The sequence below is a fragment of the Streptacidiphilus jeojiensis genome, from assembly GCF_042510965.1.
Classification (GTDB): Bacteria; Actinomycetota; Actinomycetes; order Streptomycetales; family Streptomycetaceae; genus Streptacidiphilus; species Streptacidiphilus jeojiensis.
Window position 1 is genome coordinate 160,667 of sequence record NZ_JBEUKS010000015.1, and the last position, 17,839, is coordinate 178,505.

General features: G+C 68.8%; 9 protein-coding genes and 1 CRISPR repeat array. All 9 genes read left to right on the forward strand.

Annotated elements, in window-relative coordinates; translation table 11 throughout:
• Nucleotides 1–18: 18 nt before the first annotated feature.
• The 9 genes from casA (at nt 19) to ABUW04_RS33315 (ending at nt 17,780) form a co-directional block, all read left to right on the forward strand.
• The gene (casA, locus tag ABUW04_RS33275) at nt 19–1,578 is read left to right on the forward strand and encodes a type I-E CRISPR-associated protein Cse1/CasA (RefSeq protein WP_380568183.1); all 1,560 of its coding nucleotides are present in this window, start codon (nt 19–21) and stop codon (nt 1,576–1,578) included.
• Nucleotides 1,575–2,180: a type I-E CRISPR-associated protein Cse2/CasB gene (gene casB / locus ABUW04_RS33280; RefSeq protein WP_380568184.1), complete on the forward strand. Its 606-nt coding sequence runs from the start codon at nt 1,575–1,577 to the stop codon at nt 2,178–2,180. The genes casA and casB overlap by 4 nt, the downstream gene beginning before the upstream one ends.
• Nucleotides 2,181–2,185: 5 nt before the next feature.
• Nucleotides 2,186–3,460, forward strand: coding sequence for a type I-E CRISPR-associated protein Cas7/Cse4/CasC (locus ABUW04_RS33285; protein ID WP_380568240.1), 1,275 nt, complete (start codon nt 2,186–2,188; stop codon nt 3,458–3,460).
• On the forward strand, nt 3,457–4,203 hold the full coding sequence (gene cas5e / locus ABUW04_RS33290) for a type I-E CRISPR-associated protein Cas5/CasD (protein WP_380568185.1): 747 nt from the start codon (nt 3,457–3,459) through the stop codon (nt 4,201–4,203). Before ABUW04_RS33285 ends, cas5e begins: the two co-directional genes overlap by 4 nt.
• Nucleotides 4,200–4,871, forward strand: coding sequence for a type I-E CRISPR-associated protein Cas6/Cse3/CasE (gene cas6e, locus ABUW04_RS33295; RefSeq protein ID WP_380568186.1), 672 nt, complete (start codon nt 4,200–4,202; stop codon nt 4,869–4,871). Before cas5e ends, cas6e begins: the two co-directional genes overlap by 4 nt.
• Nucleotides 4,872–4,891: 20 nt before the next feature.
• Nucleotides 4,892–7,615 carry a CRISPR-associated helicase Cas3' gene (gene cas3 / locus ABUW04_RS33300; RefSeq protein WP_380568187.1) on the forward strand — a complete coding sequence of 908 codons (2,724 nt, stop codon included), beginning with the start codon at nt 4,892–4,894 and terminating at the stop codon, nt 7,613–7,615.
• Between the two features lie 710 nt (nt 7,616–8,325).
• Nucleotides 8,326–10,123: a CRISPR direct-repeat array (repeat unit 29 nt; unit sequence GTCTGCTCCGCCCGCGCGGAGGTTCACCG).
• A 207-nt stretch (nt 10,124–10,330) separates the two neighbouring features.
• Nucleotides 10,331–13,744, forward strand: coding sequence for an AAA domain-containing protein (locus tag ABUW04_RS33305; protein ID WP_380568188.1), 3,414 nt, complete (start codon nt 10,331–10,333; stop codon nt 13,742–13,744).
• A gap of 233 nt (nt 13,745–13,977) precedes the next feature.
• Nucleotides 13,978–15,855, forward strand: coding sequence for an ATP-dependent nuclease (locus ABUW04_RS33310; protein ID WP_380568189.1), 1,878 nt, complete (start codon nt 13,978–13,980; stop codon nt 15,853–15,855).
• Complete coding sequence (locus ABUW04_RS33315) at nt 15,852–17,780, forward strand: UvrD-helicase domain-containing protein (RefSeq protein ID WP_380568190.1); 1,929 nt, start codon at nt 15,852–15,854, stop codon at nt 17,778–17,780. Before ABUW04_RS33310 ends, ABUW04_RS33315 begins: the two co-directional genes overlap by 4 nt.
• The last annotated feature ends 59 nt before the right edge of the window (nt 17,781–17,839 follow it).

Below are 17,839 nucleotides of genomic sequence, written 5' to 3' on the forward strand. Positions count from 1 at the left end.
AATCCCAAGGGGGTGGGTGTGGTTCCGCATGCCTTCAATCCGGTCGACGATCCGTGTTTGGACGTCCTGATCTGTTCCTCGGCCCGGCCGGCTGATTTGGATCGGCTGCTGCCCGGCACGCGACCGGGAGAGGTCCGCGAGGTCGGGCTTCGGTCCGCGCTGCGGGCCGCCCACTTGATTGGCGATCTGGTGGTGTCCAACCCGGCGGTGGAGTCGGCGCTTCGTCGGTTCCTGACCGCGCTGTTCGTGCGAGTCGCGGGCCTGGACGTGGCCGAAGTGGAGGACTGGCAGGATCGCCATGACGCACTGCTGGCTGCCGGGGCGTTCTCCTCGCAGGAGGTGGATGCGTACTTCGATCGCTGGCATTCGCGATTCTCGCTCTTCGACCCGGAGCGGCCGCTGTTGCAGGACCCACGCCTGGCGGCGGAGTGCTCGACCCAGGCGGCTCCTGGGCGCCTGGTCATGACGCAGGCAGCGGGATCCAACCAGCCGTGGTTCGACCACACCCCGCAGTCCGCTCCGATTGAGTCGATGTACGCCCTGGGTGAGCTGCTTGCCTGGCGTTGCTACGGGCCGTCGGGGACGGGAGCGCAGCGCAAGCACGGCGGGGTGGACAGCAAGAGCATGAAGGCCGCCCCGATGCGGTCGTTGGTCTCCTTCCATCCGCTGGCCGAAACGCTGTTCGCTTCGCTGCTGCTGTCGTGCCCGCCGCCGGACAGCACTGTCAATCCTGTGCTGGACTTGGCTCCGTGGGAGCGCGACGAGCTCCCGGATCCTCTGGTGCCGGCCCGAGTCCATGGTCCGGTGTCGCTGCTGACTGCGCGTGCCACCCATCATGTGCTGCTGGCACCGAGCGAGGATGCCTCGCAGGTGATCGGCTGCTGGGTCGCTTGGGGTTCGACGAAAGACCTGCCGGCGGCGCGGGACCCGTTCGTCATCGACCGGGACAAGGGCGGTCCGGTATGGGCCAACTACCGGCGCGCGCTGGTGCGGGACTTCGACGCGTTCATCCATGCCAAGGATCCGTCCGCGGCCGGCCTGAAGGGGGTGGTTCTGCCTGCCTGGTTGGGGGTGTACGCGGACCTGACGCCCGATCAGTTGGACGGTCTGGGTCCGGTGCGGGTGCGGGCCTTGGGATGCCACCAGGCGAAGATGGCTCGTGAGTCGCACTGGTATGCGGCCACGACACCCGCGAGCCTGGCCCCGTTCCTGCCCGCCCGTGACCCGGCCCGGGCCGCCAAGGTCGCCGCCACCCGCATCGCAGCCGAGCGTGTAGAGGCGGCCTTGGCGGCAGCCCTGCGGTCGGCGTGGAAAGCGATGTGGCCCGGCGATAAGAACTGCGCCTGGGCGGACGAGGCCAGGGCGTCCTACTGGGATCAGGCCGAGCCGCTGTTCTGGCAGGCCATCACCGTGCCCGGCGGCGCCGTGCCCGGCTTCGAGCGCCTGGCGCTGACGGTATTCGACGCCACGACGCGCCCGGTCGCCTTCACTGCAGACGGACTGCATCCGGTCGCCCGCGCGCGGGCCTCACTGTCGCATCCGCGTCCCACCAAATCGCCGCGAAAGGCTGCTGCGTGAGCACCGAGACCGCACCTACCACCCCGCTGAGCGCCCAGGGCACCTGGCTGCAGCGCTGCGAGTCCTACATGGCCACTGTTCGAGGGGCGTGCTCGAGCCCGGGAGGCCGCGCTGATCTGCGCAGCGGACTGGCCGACAACTTCACCTCCCGCTGGCCCCTGTACCAGCGGCTCTACCCGCAAGGCGGGATCCCGGCTGCCCAGAGCCTGGACGCCGAGCTCCCGTTCCTGCTGATCGCCGCCCTGTACGCGGAGCACGACGCCCCCAACCCGCGCATGGACGGCAACACGGTCAAGGCCAAACCGCATGCGGCTGACGCGTCCCGGAACCTGGGCTGGTCCTACGCCCGTGCGGTGGACCGCAAGGCGATGCGTCAAAGGAACGCCGCCGACGCGCTGTCTGCACTGGCCCAGACGGACACCGCAGGGCTACACCGCGATCTGCCCGGCGTCGTCTCGGAACTGCGCTCGGCCGGCATCCCGGTGGACTGGGCGGTGCTGCTGCGCGACGTGACCCGCTGGCCCCAGTGGGCCGACCAGGTCCGCCTGGACTGGGCCCGTGCCTTCTACCTTCCCGCTACCAACAAGGAGACCACCAAGTGAGCGCAATGATCAGCCGGATCCTGCACCTGGACGTCCACCTGATCCAGTCCTACCCGTACTCGAACCTCAACCGCGACCGGCACGGCACCCCCAAGACCGCCACCTACGGGGGAGTGCAGCGCGCCCGACTGTCCTCGCAGAACACCAAGCGGCACATCCGCCAGGAGGTCGAGAAGATCATCGGGCTGCGCGCGGTTCGCACCCGTGGCATCCCCCAGGCGGTGGCCAAGCTCCTGGTCGCAGCCGGCTGGGACCCCAAGGACGCACTCACAGCCGGGCAGCTGCTGATCCTGGCCGCCGCAGTCCAGGGCCTGGGAATTGCCGAGGGCGGTGGCACCAACGCCCTACTGTTCCTGCCCGACACGGCCATCACGGCGCTGGCCGACGTCGCCCAGGCCCACCGCGAGGGCCTCCTGCGGGCGATCGCGGCCGTGGTCGCCGACGAGGAGAAGGCAGCAGCGAAAGCGGCCCGCAAGACCGCTGCGAAGGACACCGACGAGGCGGACCCGCAGGAGGACGAGGAAGACGAGGAAGAGTCGGCGCGCTCCGCCCTGCTGGCCAAGCACGTCACCAAGGCCGCACCGAAAGACGGGCCCAAGGACGCGTTGAAGAAGGACGTCCTGAAGGTCCTGCAGTCCAAGAACGCCTCGGTGGCGGCGTTCGGCCGGATGCTCGCCAACGAGTCCGGGTCCACGGTGACCGGAGCGGTGCAGATGGCCCACGGGGTGAGTACGCACAGCGTCGTCATCCAGACGGACTTCTTCACAGCGGTGGACGACCTGCAGCAGGCCGCGGGGGAGGAGCGGGGCGCCGGCCACATGGGCGACAACCGCTTCACCTCGGCGACCTTCTACCGCTACGGCCCCCTGAACGTCGGCGAGCTCCTGCGCGACCTTGACCCCGAGATCGCCCGCCAGGTCATCGCCGAGTACCTGCGCGCCCTGGTCACCACGATCCTGCCGGCCAAGGGCTCGGGCACCGCCCCCTACACGGTCCCGCACCTGGTCTACGTCGCCCTGCGCACCGACCGCCCCGTCAGCCTGGTCGGCGCCTTCGAAACCCCGATCCCGGCCACCACTGCCGGATACCTTCCCGCATCCCTGACCGCGCTGGACGAGCACGCCGCCGCCCACCACCGCTTCCTGGGCCGCGCCAACGTCCTGGCCGACTTCCACACCGGCCTCAGCCCCCAGACCTACCCTGCCCTGGGCGAACGCACCGAAGGCCTGGACGACCTGATCACGCGCATCCTGGACACCCTTGCCAAGGAGGGGCAGTGAGCGGTGGCCTGCTCCTGCACCTCTCCGGCCCCTGGCAGTCCTGGGGCGGCGAAGCCGACTTCACCGTACGCACCACCCACCGCTTCCCCACCCGCTCCGGCCTGACCGGCATGATCGCCGCCGCACTCGGCCGCCCCCGTGACAGCGACAACACCGACCTCACCCAACTGCGCTACACCATCCGTGTGGACCGACCCGGACAGCGCGAAGCCGACTTCCACACCGTCGGCGGCGGCTACCCTCCACACCTCACCCCCGCCACCGCCGACGGCAAACGCCGACCCGAGGGCAAGGGCACCATCATCAGCGAACGCTGGTACCTCGCCGACGCAGCCTTCACCCTCGCCGTCACCGGCCCCACCGCCACCCTCACCCTGGCAGCAGAAGGCCTGGCCCGACCGGTCTACGCCCCCTACCTGGGCCGCCGCTCCTGCCCACCCGACACCCCCATCCTGATCCGCGCCCACGTCCCCGACCCGGTCGGCGAGCTGGACCGCATGCCACTGCACCGCCCCACCGCGCCCAACAAGGCCCCGCAACCGGTCACATTCATCTACGACCAGGCCCCCGAACCCGGAGCCCACCCCGACGCCGAGATCCGCGACGAAGCCGGCCCCAACGGAACCTGCGCGCCACGACCGCTGTGGCAGCGAACCCGCCTCCTGCCCCACGCCCCGGACACCCCGGGCGGCACCGCATGGATCGACGCCCTGACGGCCTACCGGAAGGAAGCCAGCACATGACCACCACCGTCACCACCCAGGCCCCTCACCTGGCACGACTGCGCCTGAACGGCCGTAGCAGCGCCGTGCACCACGACTTGGGCGACGCCGGCCGGCTGCACCGCAGAGTCCAGTCGATGTTCCCCGACACCACCAACCGCACCGTCACCCACACCCTCTACCGCCTGGAGCGCGACCCGGCCGGCCCGGTGCTGCTCGTGCAATCCACGATCCCGCTCAACAGCAAAGCCCTCCCCAACAGGTACACCGAAGCCGTCGAGCACAGGGACCTGGCCCCGCTGTTCACCTGGATCACCACCGGCCTGACCCTGCGCTACCGCATCGACGCCAACCCCATCCACGCGCCCCGCGCCCCCAACACCCGCCAGCGAGGCACCCGCGTCCCCCTGCTCGGCGAGGAAGCGATCGCCTGGTGGGAACGCAAAGCAGCCGCCGCAGGCCTCCACGCCCAACTCATCCTGGACACCCCGCAGCAACCGCTGCGCGCGAACCGCGGCACCACACCGGACGGCAAACCGGCACGCCCCGCATGCGTCAGCATCATCCGCTTCGAGGGCATCGCCACCGTCACCGACCCCGACGCCCTGCGTACCGCCATCACCACCGGCATCGGCCAGGGCCGCGCCTTCGGGGCCGGATTGCTCTCGATCGCCCCGCATCGCCCCTGAACCCGAGGAAGACAATCCCTGTGCCCGAGCCGCTCGACCCCCGCCTCTGGGCCAAAGAACAAGGCCTGCCCCACCCCTACCCGATCGGCTGCCACTCCCTGGACGCCGGAGCCATGGCCGACACGCTATGGGACCAATACCTGACCCCTGGGCAACGCCGCGTCATCGCCCAGGGGTGGGCAATGACCGAACCGCAGGCCAAATCCCTACTGGTCTTCCTCGCGTCCCTGCACGACCTATGCAAGATCACCCCCGGGTTCCAGCACTGCGCACCCCAGGCCGACCGCGTCACCGGCACCCCCGGCTACACCCCCACCGACCCGGCACACAGCCGTCTCAGCCACCAGCGCGGTGTCCACCTCGCCCTGCCGGAACTCCTGAACCGGCTCTTCGACATGCCGCTCACCGGGCGGCCCAGCCGCCTGGCCGCCCACCAACTGGGCCAGATCCTCGGCGGACACCACGGCACCTACCAGCCGGCCCTGTCCCACCAGGGCAACGAACTCACCTGCCCCCTGGCCGCCGCACCCGGCCTGGGGGACGGAGCCTGGGACGGGCAACGCGAAGCCCTCGTCCAACTCGCCACCCAGGCCTTCGGCCAGCCCAAACTCCCCGAACGACCGGCACCGGGCCCAGTCGCGGTCCTCACCACCGGCCTGATTACCCTCGCGGACTGGCTCGTCTCCCAAGGAGCCTGGGTCCGCACCCGCCAGCGCGCATGGGACAACGACCCCACCGGCGACTGGCAGGCCCACACCCAACGCGCCCTGGCCGCGGCCCCCGCCACCATCCGTGCCGCCCAACTCACTCCACCCAACTGGCGCACCACGACCACCTTCACCGCCCTGTTCCCCCACCTCGACGGACGAGACCCCCACCCCCTGCAGCAGGACCTCACCCGCCACCTGGCCAACCACAGCCACGGCGCCGGCCTGCTCCTGATCACCGCACCACCAGCAGAAGGCAAGACCGAGGCCGCACTCTTCGCCGAACGCATCATGGCGAACGCAGCCGGCACCAACGGACTCGCGTTCCTGCTGCCCACCATGGCCACCACCGACGCCATGTTCACCCGCATCCGCAACCACGCACGCACCAACTGCCACGGACCCACCCCCGTCGCACTGCTCCACTCCATGGCCTGGCTGAACAACGACTACACCCTCGATGACCTGCACCCCGTCACATCCGACCCCACCACCGTCACCCACTGGCTGCGCGGCCCCGGCCGGGGCCTGCTCGCAGGCATCGCCGTCGGCACCTGGGACCAGGCCGCCCTCGGCGCGCTACCGCACCGCTACATGGCACTGCGCTGGCTGGGACTGTCCGGCAAAACCGTCGTCATCGACGAAGTCCACGCCTACGACGCCCACGGCCACGCCCTGACCCTGCGACTCCTGGAATGGCTCGGCGCCCTCCAAGTCCCCGTCATCCTGCTGTCCGCCACCGTCACCGGCACCACAGCATCCTCCCTCGTCCACGCCTACCGCCGCGGAGCCGGACACCCCGACACCCCGCCGCTGAACCCCAGCTACCCCGGCTGGACCTACACCGACACCACCACCGGCGACATCCACACCAGCCCACAGCTGCACTCCAACCGCGCCCACCAGCTCACCATCACCACCTTCACCTGCACCACCACCCACAACCCCGACAAACCACAAGGCCGAGCCCGACAGATCCTCACCCTCCTGGAACCGCTCGCCACCACCCGGTCCGGCAGCGCCCTGATCGTCTGCAACACCGTCGCCGACGTCCAAGCCACCCGACGCATGCTCACCAAGACCTGGGGCACCGGACCCACCGCACCCCTGGTCCGAAGCCTCCACGCCCGCATGCCCGCCCGCCAACGCACCGCGATCACCCGACGCCTGCAACGCTGGACCGGCCCAGGAAGCACACGCCCCGCCCGGCCCATCGTCGTGATCACCAGTCAGATCGCCGAACAGTCCCTCGACGTCGACTTCGACCTGATCATCACCGACCTCGCACCCCTGGCCCTCCTCCTCCAACGCGCCGGCCGCGGCCACCGCCACCCACGCACCGACCGCCCCACCTGGGCCCCCACCGGAAAACCCCGACTCGCCGTCCTCATCCCCCGAGGCAAACTCCCACCCGCCCACTGGGGAACCGTCTACGACGCCTCCCTACTGCGCAGAACCAGCGAACTCCTCCACCGACACACCGGAAAACCCATCGACGTCCCCGGCCAGGTACAAGCCCTCATCGACGAGGTCTACGGCCCCGCCTACGCAGACACCGACGACCTCGACCGCATCACCAACGACTCGGCCAAGACCGCCATCGCCGACCTCACCACGATCCCGAGACCCCACGACGTCCGAGACCTTTACCCACTCACCAACTCCAGCCAGCACCCCGACCTCATCGCCACCCGACTCGGTGCAGACAACATCCGCGTGCTAGCCGTCTACACCACCAACGACGGCAACCACTGGCTCCACCCCACCGACCGAAGCTCGAGATCAAGCCTTCCGGCAGGTGTCGCCGCTGATGACCGACAGGCGATCACAAGGCTCATCAACGCAACCGTTCCTATCAGCCGCCACTGGCTCCATGACGCAATCCGCCCCGAACCCCCCGACAGTTGGGCCGAAGTCCCCGCCCTCCGCGACGTTCAACTCCTCCCACACCGCGTCAACAAGACCGCCATCGAACCCCTCTGGGTAGGGACGAAAGCCATCCAACTCGACCTTGAAGACGGCATCACGCGACAGTGATTCTTCTGCCGAGCCCGCAAAGATAGCGCAGTGGATTGTTGATAACAGAATGGCAAAGCTATCGAGAAGGCGCTGGCCGTGAAGGTCTGCTCTACCCGCGCGGAGGTTCACCGGCGCAGACCCCGGACCTGGTCAAGGACATCACGTCTGCTTCGCCCGCGCGGAGGTTCACCGGTGGTCACCCGCCCCAGCGGGTCGGCGAAGCTGTTCGCTTCGCCCGCGTGGAGGTTCACCGCGGCAGACCGAGCATTGGACGCGTTCGGCTGAGTTCGCTCCGCCCGCGCGGAGGTTCACCGTTCACCGCCGGCACGCACTACGACGTGGGGAAGTTCGCTCCGCCTGCGCGGAGGTTCACCGGCGATCTGATTCAGGTAGTTTCCGATGCAAGCGTCGGCTCCGCTCGCGCGGAGGTTCACCGTGGAACCGCGGCGTGAGCTGCGAGGCCGACACGTCAGCTCCGCCCGCGCCGAGGTTGACCGGCGTGGCGTTGAGACAGCTGGGGGTTGTCCCGTCCGTTTCGTCGCGTGCGGAGGTGCACCGGCCTGGTGCAGCGTCAGCGTGCCCCTGCGTGGCGGGGACGCAGTTGATCGGGTTCGACCGGGAAGACGGCATCATGCGAGAGTGATGTTGCTACCGATTCCGCAGGAACGCGGCAGCGGCTCCTTGATAACAGAATGGCAAAGCCATTGAGATTGAGCTGGTCGCGAAGGGTCTGCTCCGCCCGCGCGGAGGTTCACCGAACTGGGACCGGCTGCCCACAGCAGACCCCGCGTCTGCTCCGCCCGCGCGGAGGTTCACCGATCAACTTCCATCTGCTGCAGCAGGGCTTCGGGTCTGCTCCGCCCGCGCGGAGGTTCACCGAAGGCCCGCGAGGCAGCCCGCGACCTGAGCGAGTCTGCTCCGCCCGCGCGGAGGTTCACCGGTGGCGGCCTCCTCACGGCGCCCGGGCGCGAAGTCTGCTCCGCCCGCGCGGAGGTTCACCGGTCGCCGTGGTGCTCTGCGGGGCCAACACCGAGTCTGCTCCGCCCGCGCGGAGGTTCACCGGCCACCAGCGACCTGGAGGCCATCAAGCAGCTGTCTGCTCCGCCCGCGCGGAGGTTCACCGACGGAGGACGCCAAGGCCGTACGCGCCCTGGTGTCTGCTCCGCCCGCGCGGAGGTTCACCGCTGGACTCGACCAGGGGGATACCGCGGTAGGTGTCTGCTCCGCCCGCGCGGAGGTTCACCGGGAGGGTCCACCCGGACTATCACCCTCGGAACGTCTGCTCCGCCCGCGCGGAGGTTCACCGACCACCACCGTGCCGAGCATCTGATGATGCAGGTCTGCTCCGCCCGCGCGGAGGTTCACCGTAGCCGCGCGCCCGGATGACGGCCGAGGCTGCGTCTGCTCCGCCCGCGCGGAGGTTCACCGAGCGCCCGCGAGCAGATCGGCTCGGCGCGCTGGTCTGCTCCGCCCGCGCGGAGGTTCACCGAGCGCCCGCGAGCAGATCGGCTCGGCGCGCTGGTCTGCTCCGCCCGCGCGGAGGTTCACCGTGTTGGAAGAGGTGCGGGGGCACCTTGGGCGCGTCTGCTCCGCCCGCGCGGAGGTTCACCGACCGCGATGGTGCGCGCCGGGTAGTCCTCGTTGTCTGCTCCGCCCGCGCGGAGGTTCACCCCTTCCTCGTCGCCCGCATGCGGGAGTGTCTGGGTCTGCTCCGCCCGCGCGGAGGTTCACCGTCCGTGGCCGTCGACTTGCCCGCGTCGATCAGGTCTGCTCCGCCCGCGCGGAGGTTCACCGACCAGTGCGACGGCGAATGCGACGACGGCCGCGTCTGCTCCGCCCATGCGGAGGTTCACCGTCTCCCGTGTAGATGACTCCGGCAGGCTGCACGTCTGCTCCGCCCGTGCGGAGGTACACCGATGGGCACCGAGGGCGGCAGCACGGACGACAAGTCCGCTCCGCCCGCGCGGAGGTTCACCGAGGCCCTGGAACACCTCAGCGGCGTGAGCGTGGTCTGCTCCGCCCGCGCGGAGGTTCACCGGACCAGGGTGTGCGCGCCGGGAAGCGGCAGGCGTCTGCTCCGCCCGCGCGGAGGTTCACCGATCGCCTCACGCAGGCGCCGGGCACCGTTATTGTCTGCTCTGCCCGCGCGGAGGTTCACCGATCGCGCCTTCGGCGGCGACCCACTCGCCGAGGTCTGCTCCGCCCGCGCGGAGGTTCACCGGTGGTCACCCGCCCCAGCGGGTCGGTGAAGCTGTTTGCTCCGCCCGCGTGGAGGTTCACCGCGGCAGACCGAGCATTGGACGTGTTCGGCTGAGTTCGCTCCGCCCGCGCGGAGGTTCACCGCGCAGGTCCGTTTTCGAGTTGAGGAGGATCGTGTCTGCTTCGCCCGCGCGGAGGTTCACCGTGGTCCACCCACTGCCGGTACTCGGCCTCGTCGTCTGCTCCGCCCGCGCGGAGGTTCACCGTCGGCACGCACCAGATGGCCCGCGCGCCACGGGTCGCCTCCGCCCGTGCGGAGGTTCACCGAGGTCCCACGAGGTGTCGTTGTTCCGCGGTAGGTCCGATCCGCCCGCGCGGAGGTTCACCGCCCTCGTTCCAGCGGCGGGGATGTCGGCGGCTGGCCAGTGTCAGAATCCAGATGTGGTGAGTGCGGGGTCCACGGACCGCCTACGATGATGCGGTCGTGTACAACTCACCAGCGATGGGGGCTCGTTGGCGGCATGGCGTGAGGAAATGGCCGAGGCGGTCGCTTTCGTGCTGCGTACGGAACACCCCGGCGGCGTCCGCGAGTCGAACCGTCACGATCGCATCGGCGACGTCCACCCCCTCGGCGACGGCTGGTACGCGTTACCAACCCACGAGGTCCAGATCGAGCCGGACGACCTGACCGACATGCGGCTCGCGACTCGTGGCGGACCCGGCGATTCGAACGGGCGCTCCTTCTCGGTGATGGGCTGGCAGGTCCAGGCACAGCGGATCCGATTCCAGGTTGCCGCGCATGCGCCCAAGGTCGGGCTCACCTTGTGGGCCGTGCGTCGGCCGCGGGGGTTCCTGCGCAAGTCGCTGCTGGACGCGGTCCTGCAACTGGATGACAAGGGCCTGGCGGACCAACTGGCGCGGGGCGTCATCGACGCGGTGGCGCCTGCAGGCAGCATCGCCAGTGGCGGAGTCCTGCAAGGCGGTCAGGCACAGGCCTATCTGGCCTGCATGGCACCGGGCCTGCGGCTGGTCTGGGGGCCGCCAGGAACTGGCAAGACACTGGTCCTGGCACGGGCCCTTGCGGATCTGGCACGTGCGGGCAAGCGCGTCCTGCTGGTATCCGCGACGAACGTCGCGGTCGACAACGCTCTGGAGGGCGCGCTGCGCGACCGGGCCGGCCTGGCGGCCGGTCAGATGGTGCGCGTCGGCACACCGGTACTGGTCTCCGTCGCCCAGGACCCGAGGGCCAGCCTGCCCCTGCTGGTGCGCCAGCGGGTTCAGGAGGCGGAGCAGGCCGTTGAGCTGGTCGCCGCAGAGCTCGCGGTGCTACTGGCCGACCCGCGCTTTGGTGAGCTCGCCAACGCCGAGAAGCGACTGGAGGGCTTCGAGCAGGCCGACTACGAGCAGGCCGTTGACAGGGTGGCCCACGGCCGTCTGATCGACCGGCTCGCCCGTGAGCGGGAAGCTGCGGACAGCGACCTGGTGGAGGCCGCAGACCGCCTTCACAAGACGCGTGAGACCGTCGAGCAACTGGAGCGGCGCTGGCTGGAGACCGCCCCCGCACGCGCGCTGCTGGCCCAGGCTGCCGACTGGGAGAAGGAGATCGCCGAAGGCGAAGCGGCCTGGCAGGGATTTCGCGCGGCCGTGCTGAACATCCAGGCCGCACTGGTCGGCCTGGACAGCACCGAGCAACAGCTGGCCCAGCAGGGCTGGCGGACCAGGAAGCAGCGCGCCCAGGTCCAGAAACACCGCGAGGCGGCCCTGGATCAGCAAGACCGTGCGCAGTCTCAGCTCGACGAGGCCACCACCGTCTACAGCGGCCACCACGCAGCCCTGCGCGCGAAGATCGCCCAAGCCGGCGTCCAGGCGTATCCCGTCACCGCGGTCAGTGTCCAGGCGGTCGCGTCCGCGCTGACCGGAGCACGACGGCTCCTCGACGGGGTCCAGCACGAGTACGACGATCGTGCGAGCACGCTGGAGGTCGCGGAACACCGGCTGCGCACGGCCAGGCAGGGCGATGGTCCCCTCGATGGGGACGCGGACCTGGTCACGGCGGCGGAGCGGGCCGGCCTGCCCCAGCTGGCCGCCCGGCTTACCGCTATGCGCGACGCGTGTGCCGAACTGTTCGCCCGGCAGGCGGCATTGGAGCAAAGACACGAGAGACTCGTGCGCGAGCTGGCCCGCCAGCGCGCTCAGGCAGAGCCGGATCTGATCCGGGGCGCGAACGTCGTGGCCACCACACTCACCCGACTGCGTCTGAACCGCACCGTTGCCGAAGGCCCCTATGACGTCGTCCTGGTCGACGAGGCCGGCGCGGCGCTGCTGCCGGAACTGGCCGTGGCCGTGGCCAAGGCGAAGGAGACCGCCGTCTTGTTCGGTGACTTCTGCCAGCTCGGCCCTGTCCTTCCCGCCAAGCTGCCCCAGGAGCGGAACCAGGCCCGGTGGCTGGTTCAGGACTGCTTCGAGACCGCAGACATACGCACCGGTCCCGAAGCCGTCGCGCACCAGGGCTGCGCGACGCTGCTGACCACCCACCGCTTCGGCCCCGACACCGCCGAACTGGTCAACCGCATCACCTACGGCGGGCTCCTCACCTCTGCCCGCCCAGCCCGTGACCGTACGCTGGACCCGGAGATCGTCGTGGTCGCCACCGACGGACTGGGCGACGACCTCGCTGTGGCAAGGCAGACCGCCGGCGAGAGCGGCCGCTGGTGGACTGCCGGCAGCCTTTTGGCCGCAGCCATCGCCGAGCACCACCGCGACGACGGTGAATCCGTCGGCATCATCACCCCCTACTCCCTCCAGGCCCGCGTCACCCGTGAATGGCTCAGCGACCAGAACGTTCTCCAGCGCACCCCACCGGTCGAGATCGGCACCGCCCACAGCTTCCAAGGCCGCGAGTTCGACATCGTGATCCTGGACCTGGTCGAGGACGGCAACTGGCCGGGCTGGGCCAGCCATGGCAACTTCACCTCCGCCAAGGACTACAACCGCAACGGCGCCCGACTGCTGACCGTCGGCGCCACCCGTGCCCGACGCCGGGTCTACGTGCTTACCGCGTGGCTCGCTCTGTCCCAGGCCGAGTCCGGCTCCGCGCTCCAGCACTTCGCCGCCCTGGCCACCGACCCGACCGGCCCGAGCGTCCAAGGGGTCCGCGCCACTCAGCTGCTCGGCCTGCCTGACACCGAGACCAGCGGCCTGTCCCCTCTGCAGCAGGAGATCTGGCACGCCTTCGAAGGCCACGTCCGCTACACCGCGCTGCACGACGAGGACACCTACTTCCCCGACGCGCTCGACGCCATCGACCAAGCCCGACACAGCATCTGGCTATGGTCGCCCTGGTACACGATGCGGATGTGGAAGGTACTGCCTCATCTCGAACGCGCCCGGAACCGCGGCGTGCGGATCCACTTGTTCGTCACAGACGACAACGACAGCCTGGTCCAAGGCCAGCTCAACAACCCTGCGACCGCAGCCGACGCCGCTACTCGCCTACCCGCGCTCGAGACCGTCGCCGACACCCTGGTCCACATCAAGCAGATGCACCAGAAGATCCTCGTCATCGACGAGCGCATCGCCTTCCTCGGCAGCCTTAACACTCTCTCGCACCGGCAGGGCCACGACGGCCTTCGCGAAGTCATGGTTCGCTTCCAAGGACAGCGCTTCGCCCGGCATCTACTCGACCACGAGAATGCCGACCTCATCGCCGCCCCACCCACCTGCCCTGACCACCAGACCCAGGCGGAACTGCGGAAATACACCATGGCACGCAAGAAGAGCAGCAAACAGTCACCACGTGACCCGCGGCTGCGCTACTTCGCGTGGGCCTGTCCCTCGAGCGACCCAGTCACCAAGAACGACGGCAGCCCCGGCAGGCAGGCATGCCTACGCAAGCGGGCGCTTCGCGCCGAACACGAACAGCACCTGCCCAAGCACACCCCCCTATAACCGAAGCGCTGATACGAAAGGGAGCCGCACCCTCTGAGCGCGAAGCTTCTGAAGACCTGCGCTTGGGCCCGGTGACGGATCACACCGATCTGGACATGGCCGTTGCTCTAGCGGAGCCTCTCCTGGCGGAGCTGATGCGCATTCGATCAGTCAAGTGCCTGCCATACTGATGGACTTGGTGTGGCCCTAGTGACCGGGTGGTACTTGCGTGCGCGCCAGGGGTTGGAGTTTCCATGTATCTGGCCAGAGTGACGGCAGAAAACTTCCGGATCTACGGCGCCAAGCCGTTGCCGCCGAAGACGTCCGAGGAACCGGCGGAGCCCGACTCCTCTCTGGACGTCACCTTCCGATCGGGCCTGAGTGTGCTGGTGGGCGAGAACGACAGCGGCAAGTCCGCCATTATCGACGCGATCCGGCTGTGCCTGACGTCCTCGGCTGACTTCTACCGGGTCACTGCGGAGGACTTCCACTGCGGCCCCGAGGGCCCGGCAGCGAGCCTGACCATCCGTTCCCAGTTCTGCGACCTGTCCGCCGAGGAGGCCGGCACCTTCGCGGAGTTCCTGACCCACGCACCAGGTCAGGACCCCTCCCTGTGGATCACTCTTCATGCCGAGACCATGGATCCGGCTCGACCTCACCGTGTCTCCGTCACCATCCGCGCCGGCCAGGTCGCACTTGACGGCGCAGCCCGCGAACTACTGCGCGCCACCTACCTCCGCCCGCTGCGCGACGCCGAGGGCGAGATGCGTGCAGGCCGCAACTCCCGCCTCTCGCAGATCCTCACCCTCTACCCCAACATGGAGGCCCAGAGTGAGAGCGACTTCGACGCCGAAGGCGACACCGCATCGACCCTGGTCGGCATCCTGCGCCGCGCCGAGCACCACATCAACGACAACGACCTGGTCAGGCGTGCCAAGGACACGATCAACGACGACTACCTGAGCAAGTTCGCCATTGGGGCCGACACCCTCGCCAGCGCCATTGGCGTCGCTACTTCGGCATCACTTCAGCACGCTCTGGAACGGCTCGAACTCACCTTCGCTCCAGAGGCCGGCCGTAGCCTGGCCACCAGGCGCGGCCTCGGCTACAACAACGCCCTTTTCATGGCGGCCGAGCTCCTCCTGCTAGGCAAGCAGGGCTTCTCTCCGCTTCTGCTGATCGAGGAGCCGGAAGCCCATCTGCACCCACAACTGCAGACCCGCGTCGTGGATCTCCTCGTCGAGCGCTCCAGGGATGACCGCCCGGTCCAGGTGATCGTGACCACGCACAGCCCGCACATCGCCTCCGCGGTCTCGGTCGACCACCTGTCACTGGTCTCCAGCGGAACCGTCTTCTCGCTGGAGCCGCAGCACACCAAGCTCGACGCCTCCGACTACGCCTTCCTCTCCCGCTTCCTCGACGTCACCAAGGCGAACCTCTTCTTCGCCCGCGCCGTCGCCATCGTCGAGGGCGATGCTGAAGCGGTCCTGCTGCCGACCCTGGCCTTGTGCACCAGGCGGTCCTTCACCCAAAGCGGGGTGAGTATCGTCAACGTCGGCACTGTGGGCCTGTTCCGGTATTCGCGCATCTTCCAGCGTACCGATGGCCGCACCGTTCCCGTACGCGTCGCCTGTATCACCGATCTCGACGTCGCACCGGTCAAGGCAGACGAGGCGATGCGCGGAAAACTTCCCTCGCGGAAAGAAATGTCCCCCTCGGAGGTCGCGGCAAGGGCTGCCGATAGGCGTCACCGCGACGGCGGCAGCGTGCGTACCTTCGTCTCGGACCAGTGGACCTTGGAATACGACCTCGCGGCGTCGTCCTGGACGATGGCCACCGTCATGCACCAGGCCGTCACCGCAGCTGGGAAGAGCTCCTGGCCGACTGAGCAAGATCTCGTCGTCATCGACGACATAGCGGCCAAGCAGGTCGAGACCTGGCGGCTGGAGGGCCAAGACCTTGAAGATGTGGCGCTGCAGATCTATCGCCCACTGCGCATAGGCAGAGTGAGGAAGCCCATCGCCGCGCAGCACGCCGCACGTCTGCTCGAAGGACGAGAGCTACCGGAGGCCGATCTGCCGCGCTATCTGGTCGACGCCTTCGACTACCTGTGCGGAGCTCCCAAACCGTGATCCTTCCCATCCACCCGCAGGCGCTGTCCGATGAGCGAATAGACCGCATGGCCTCCGAGCTGGGCCTGCGGGTGACTCTTCCCGAGCAAAGGGAGTTCCTACGCGACACCGCTTCCCTTCACCTGCAGGCCGCGCCCGGCTCCGGCAAGACCAGCCTGGTCGCGCTGAAGCTCGCCCTCATGGCCGAGACCTGGACGTCCCGCACCCAGGGAATCTGCGTCCTATCGCACACCAACATCGCGACCGAGGAGATCAGGCAGCGCGTGGCCGTGTCCTCCTCCGGCCGCAGGCTGCTGAACCACCCTCACTTCATAGGAACCATCCAGACTTTCGTGCACACCTTCCTCGCCCTGCCGAACCTCCGGTCGCGGGGAGTCGAGGTCCAGGCCGTCGATGACGACATGTATGCCGCCCACGCCGCACGGTTCTACCAATACGGGAGCTACCACACGCTGCGCGGATCGCTCGGGCGTCTGTACGGCAAGGGCCTGGGTATCGTCACCGAGTCCACATACGTCTTCGACTCGGCCAGCGGGCAGCTGCGTGTCGTCCCGCCGTCGGCCTTCGGCGCACATACCGAGAGCTACAAGCAGCTCAGCAGTATCAAGGATTCCCTCTACCGCCGTGGCGTCCTGACGTACAAGGACATGTTCGCCATCGCAGACCAGACGCTGCACGAGAGCCCGCTCCTCGCCGCCGCGATGCGCTTCCGGTTCCCCTTCGTCCTGATCGATGAAATGCAGGACACCGAACAGACGCAGGAGGATCTCCTCCTCCGCCTCTTCGGAGAGGGTCACTGCGTGCTGCAGTGCGTCGGCGACATCAACCAGTACATCTACACCTCGGACACGGGTGAGGCCGCTGCGGCGCACTTTCCTGCGGAGGCCGCCGTCGACCTGCCGGTCAGCCAACGCTTCGGTCCCGAGATTGGCGAGGTCGCCAGCAGGCTCACCGCGCGCCGCCGTCAGACCATCCGCGGTGTGGGACCGGAAGGCACCCTCGTCATGATCACATTCAACGAGGCTTCCGCGCTCAACGTCATCCCGGCATTCGAGCTCCTCGCCTCCGACCACATCCCCCAAGAGGTGCTTCGGGACGATCCGCCCCGGGTGCTGGGCGCTCGCGTCGATCCGGGGCAGTCAAAGCTGTTCCCGAAGTCCATCACCTGCTACGCCCCGGAGCACGCGGCCCACCCTGCACGCGTGAGCAGGGGCCGACTGATAGCTGCCGTCCGCCTCGCGCAGCTCGCCCAGGCCAGCGGTGCCCGCGCGGCCTCCGCCCTCTGGGACACCCTGCGGGAACTGTCCCGCACCATCACCATGGACCACCCAGAGGGTCACACAGCAACACCTCTGCCGGCCCTCTCCCGGCTGGACCGCACCCCCGGACAGGCTGGCCACAAGGTTCGGACGGTCCTGCACAAGCTGCTAACCCTCGACTTCACCGATGCAGAACCCTGGTACACGGTCCTGCCTGAGCTGCCCGGACCTCTCACAGAACTGACCGGCATCTTTCACGGCTCGCCGTCCGAGGCCGTCCGAGCCGAGTGGCTCACCCACACCCCGCTGTCGGCCCCGCTCGACCGTGTGCAGCGAGCCCCGGGCATCGTCCCCGCCAAGATCGGCACCATCGCAGGTTCCAAGGGCGAGACCCACTCCGCCACTCTCCTGCTCGAATGCGCGAACCGGGCAGGACAGAAACACGACCTGGCATCCGTCCTCCCCCTCATCCTCGGGAGCACGGACATCGGCAGCGCAAGCGCCTCCGACCGCCAAGCCGCTCAACTCGCCTTCGTCGCAGTCACCCGCCCCCGCTACCTCCTAGCCCTGGCTATGCACGAGGACCGCGTGGCCATGCATCGCGAGGCACTGCAGACAGCAGGCTGGCTGGTGCTACCAGCTCCGAACAGCCCCGTCTCGGCCTGAACTCCTCTCAGACAGGACGTCAGACTGACTGCGTTACCACGATAGGGCCGTGACGGCCT

What these genes read in the sequence shown, in the direction of transcription:
- ABUW04_RS33285 (WP_380568240.1), top strand. Translation starts at nt 2,186, where the DNA reads ATGATCAGCCGGATCCTGCACCTGGACGTCCACCTGATCCAGTCCTAC.
- cas6e (WP_380568186.1), top strand. Translation starts at nt 4,200, where the DNA reads ATGACCACCACCGTCACCACCCAGGCCCCTCACCTGGCACGACTGCGC.
- ABUW04_RS33305 (WP_380568188.1), top strand. Translation starts at nt 10,331, where the DNA reads ATGGCCGAGGCGGTCGCTTTCGTGCTGCGTACGGAACACCCCGGCGGC.
- ABUW04_RS33310 (WP_380568189.1), top strand. Translation starts at nt 13,978, where the DNA reads ATGTATCTGGCCAGAGTGACGGCAGAAAACTTCCGGATCTACGGCGCC.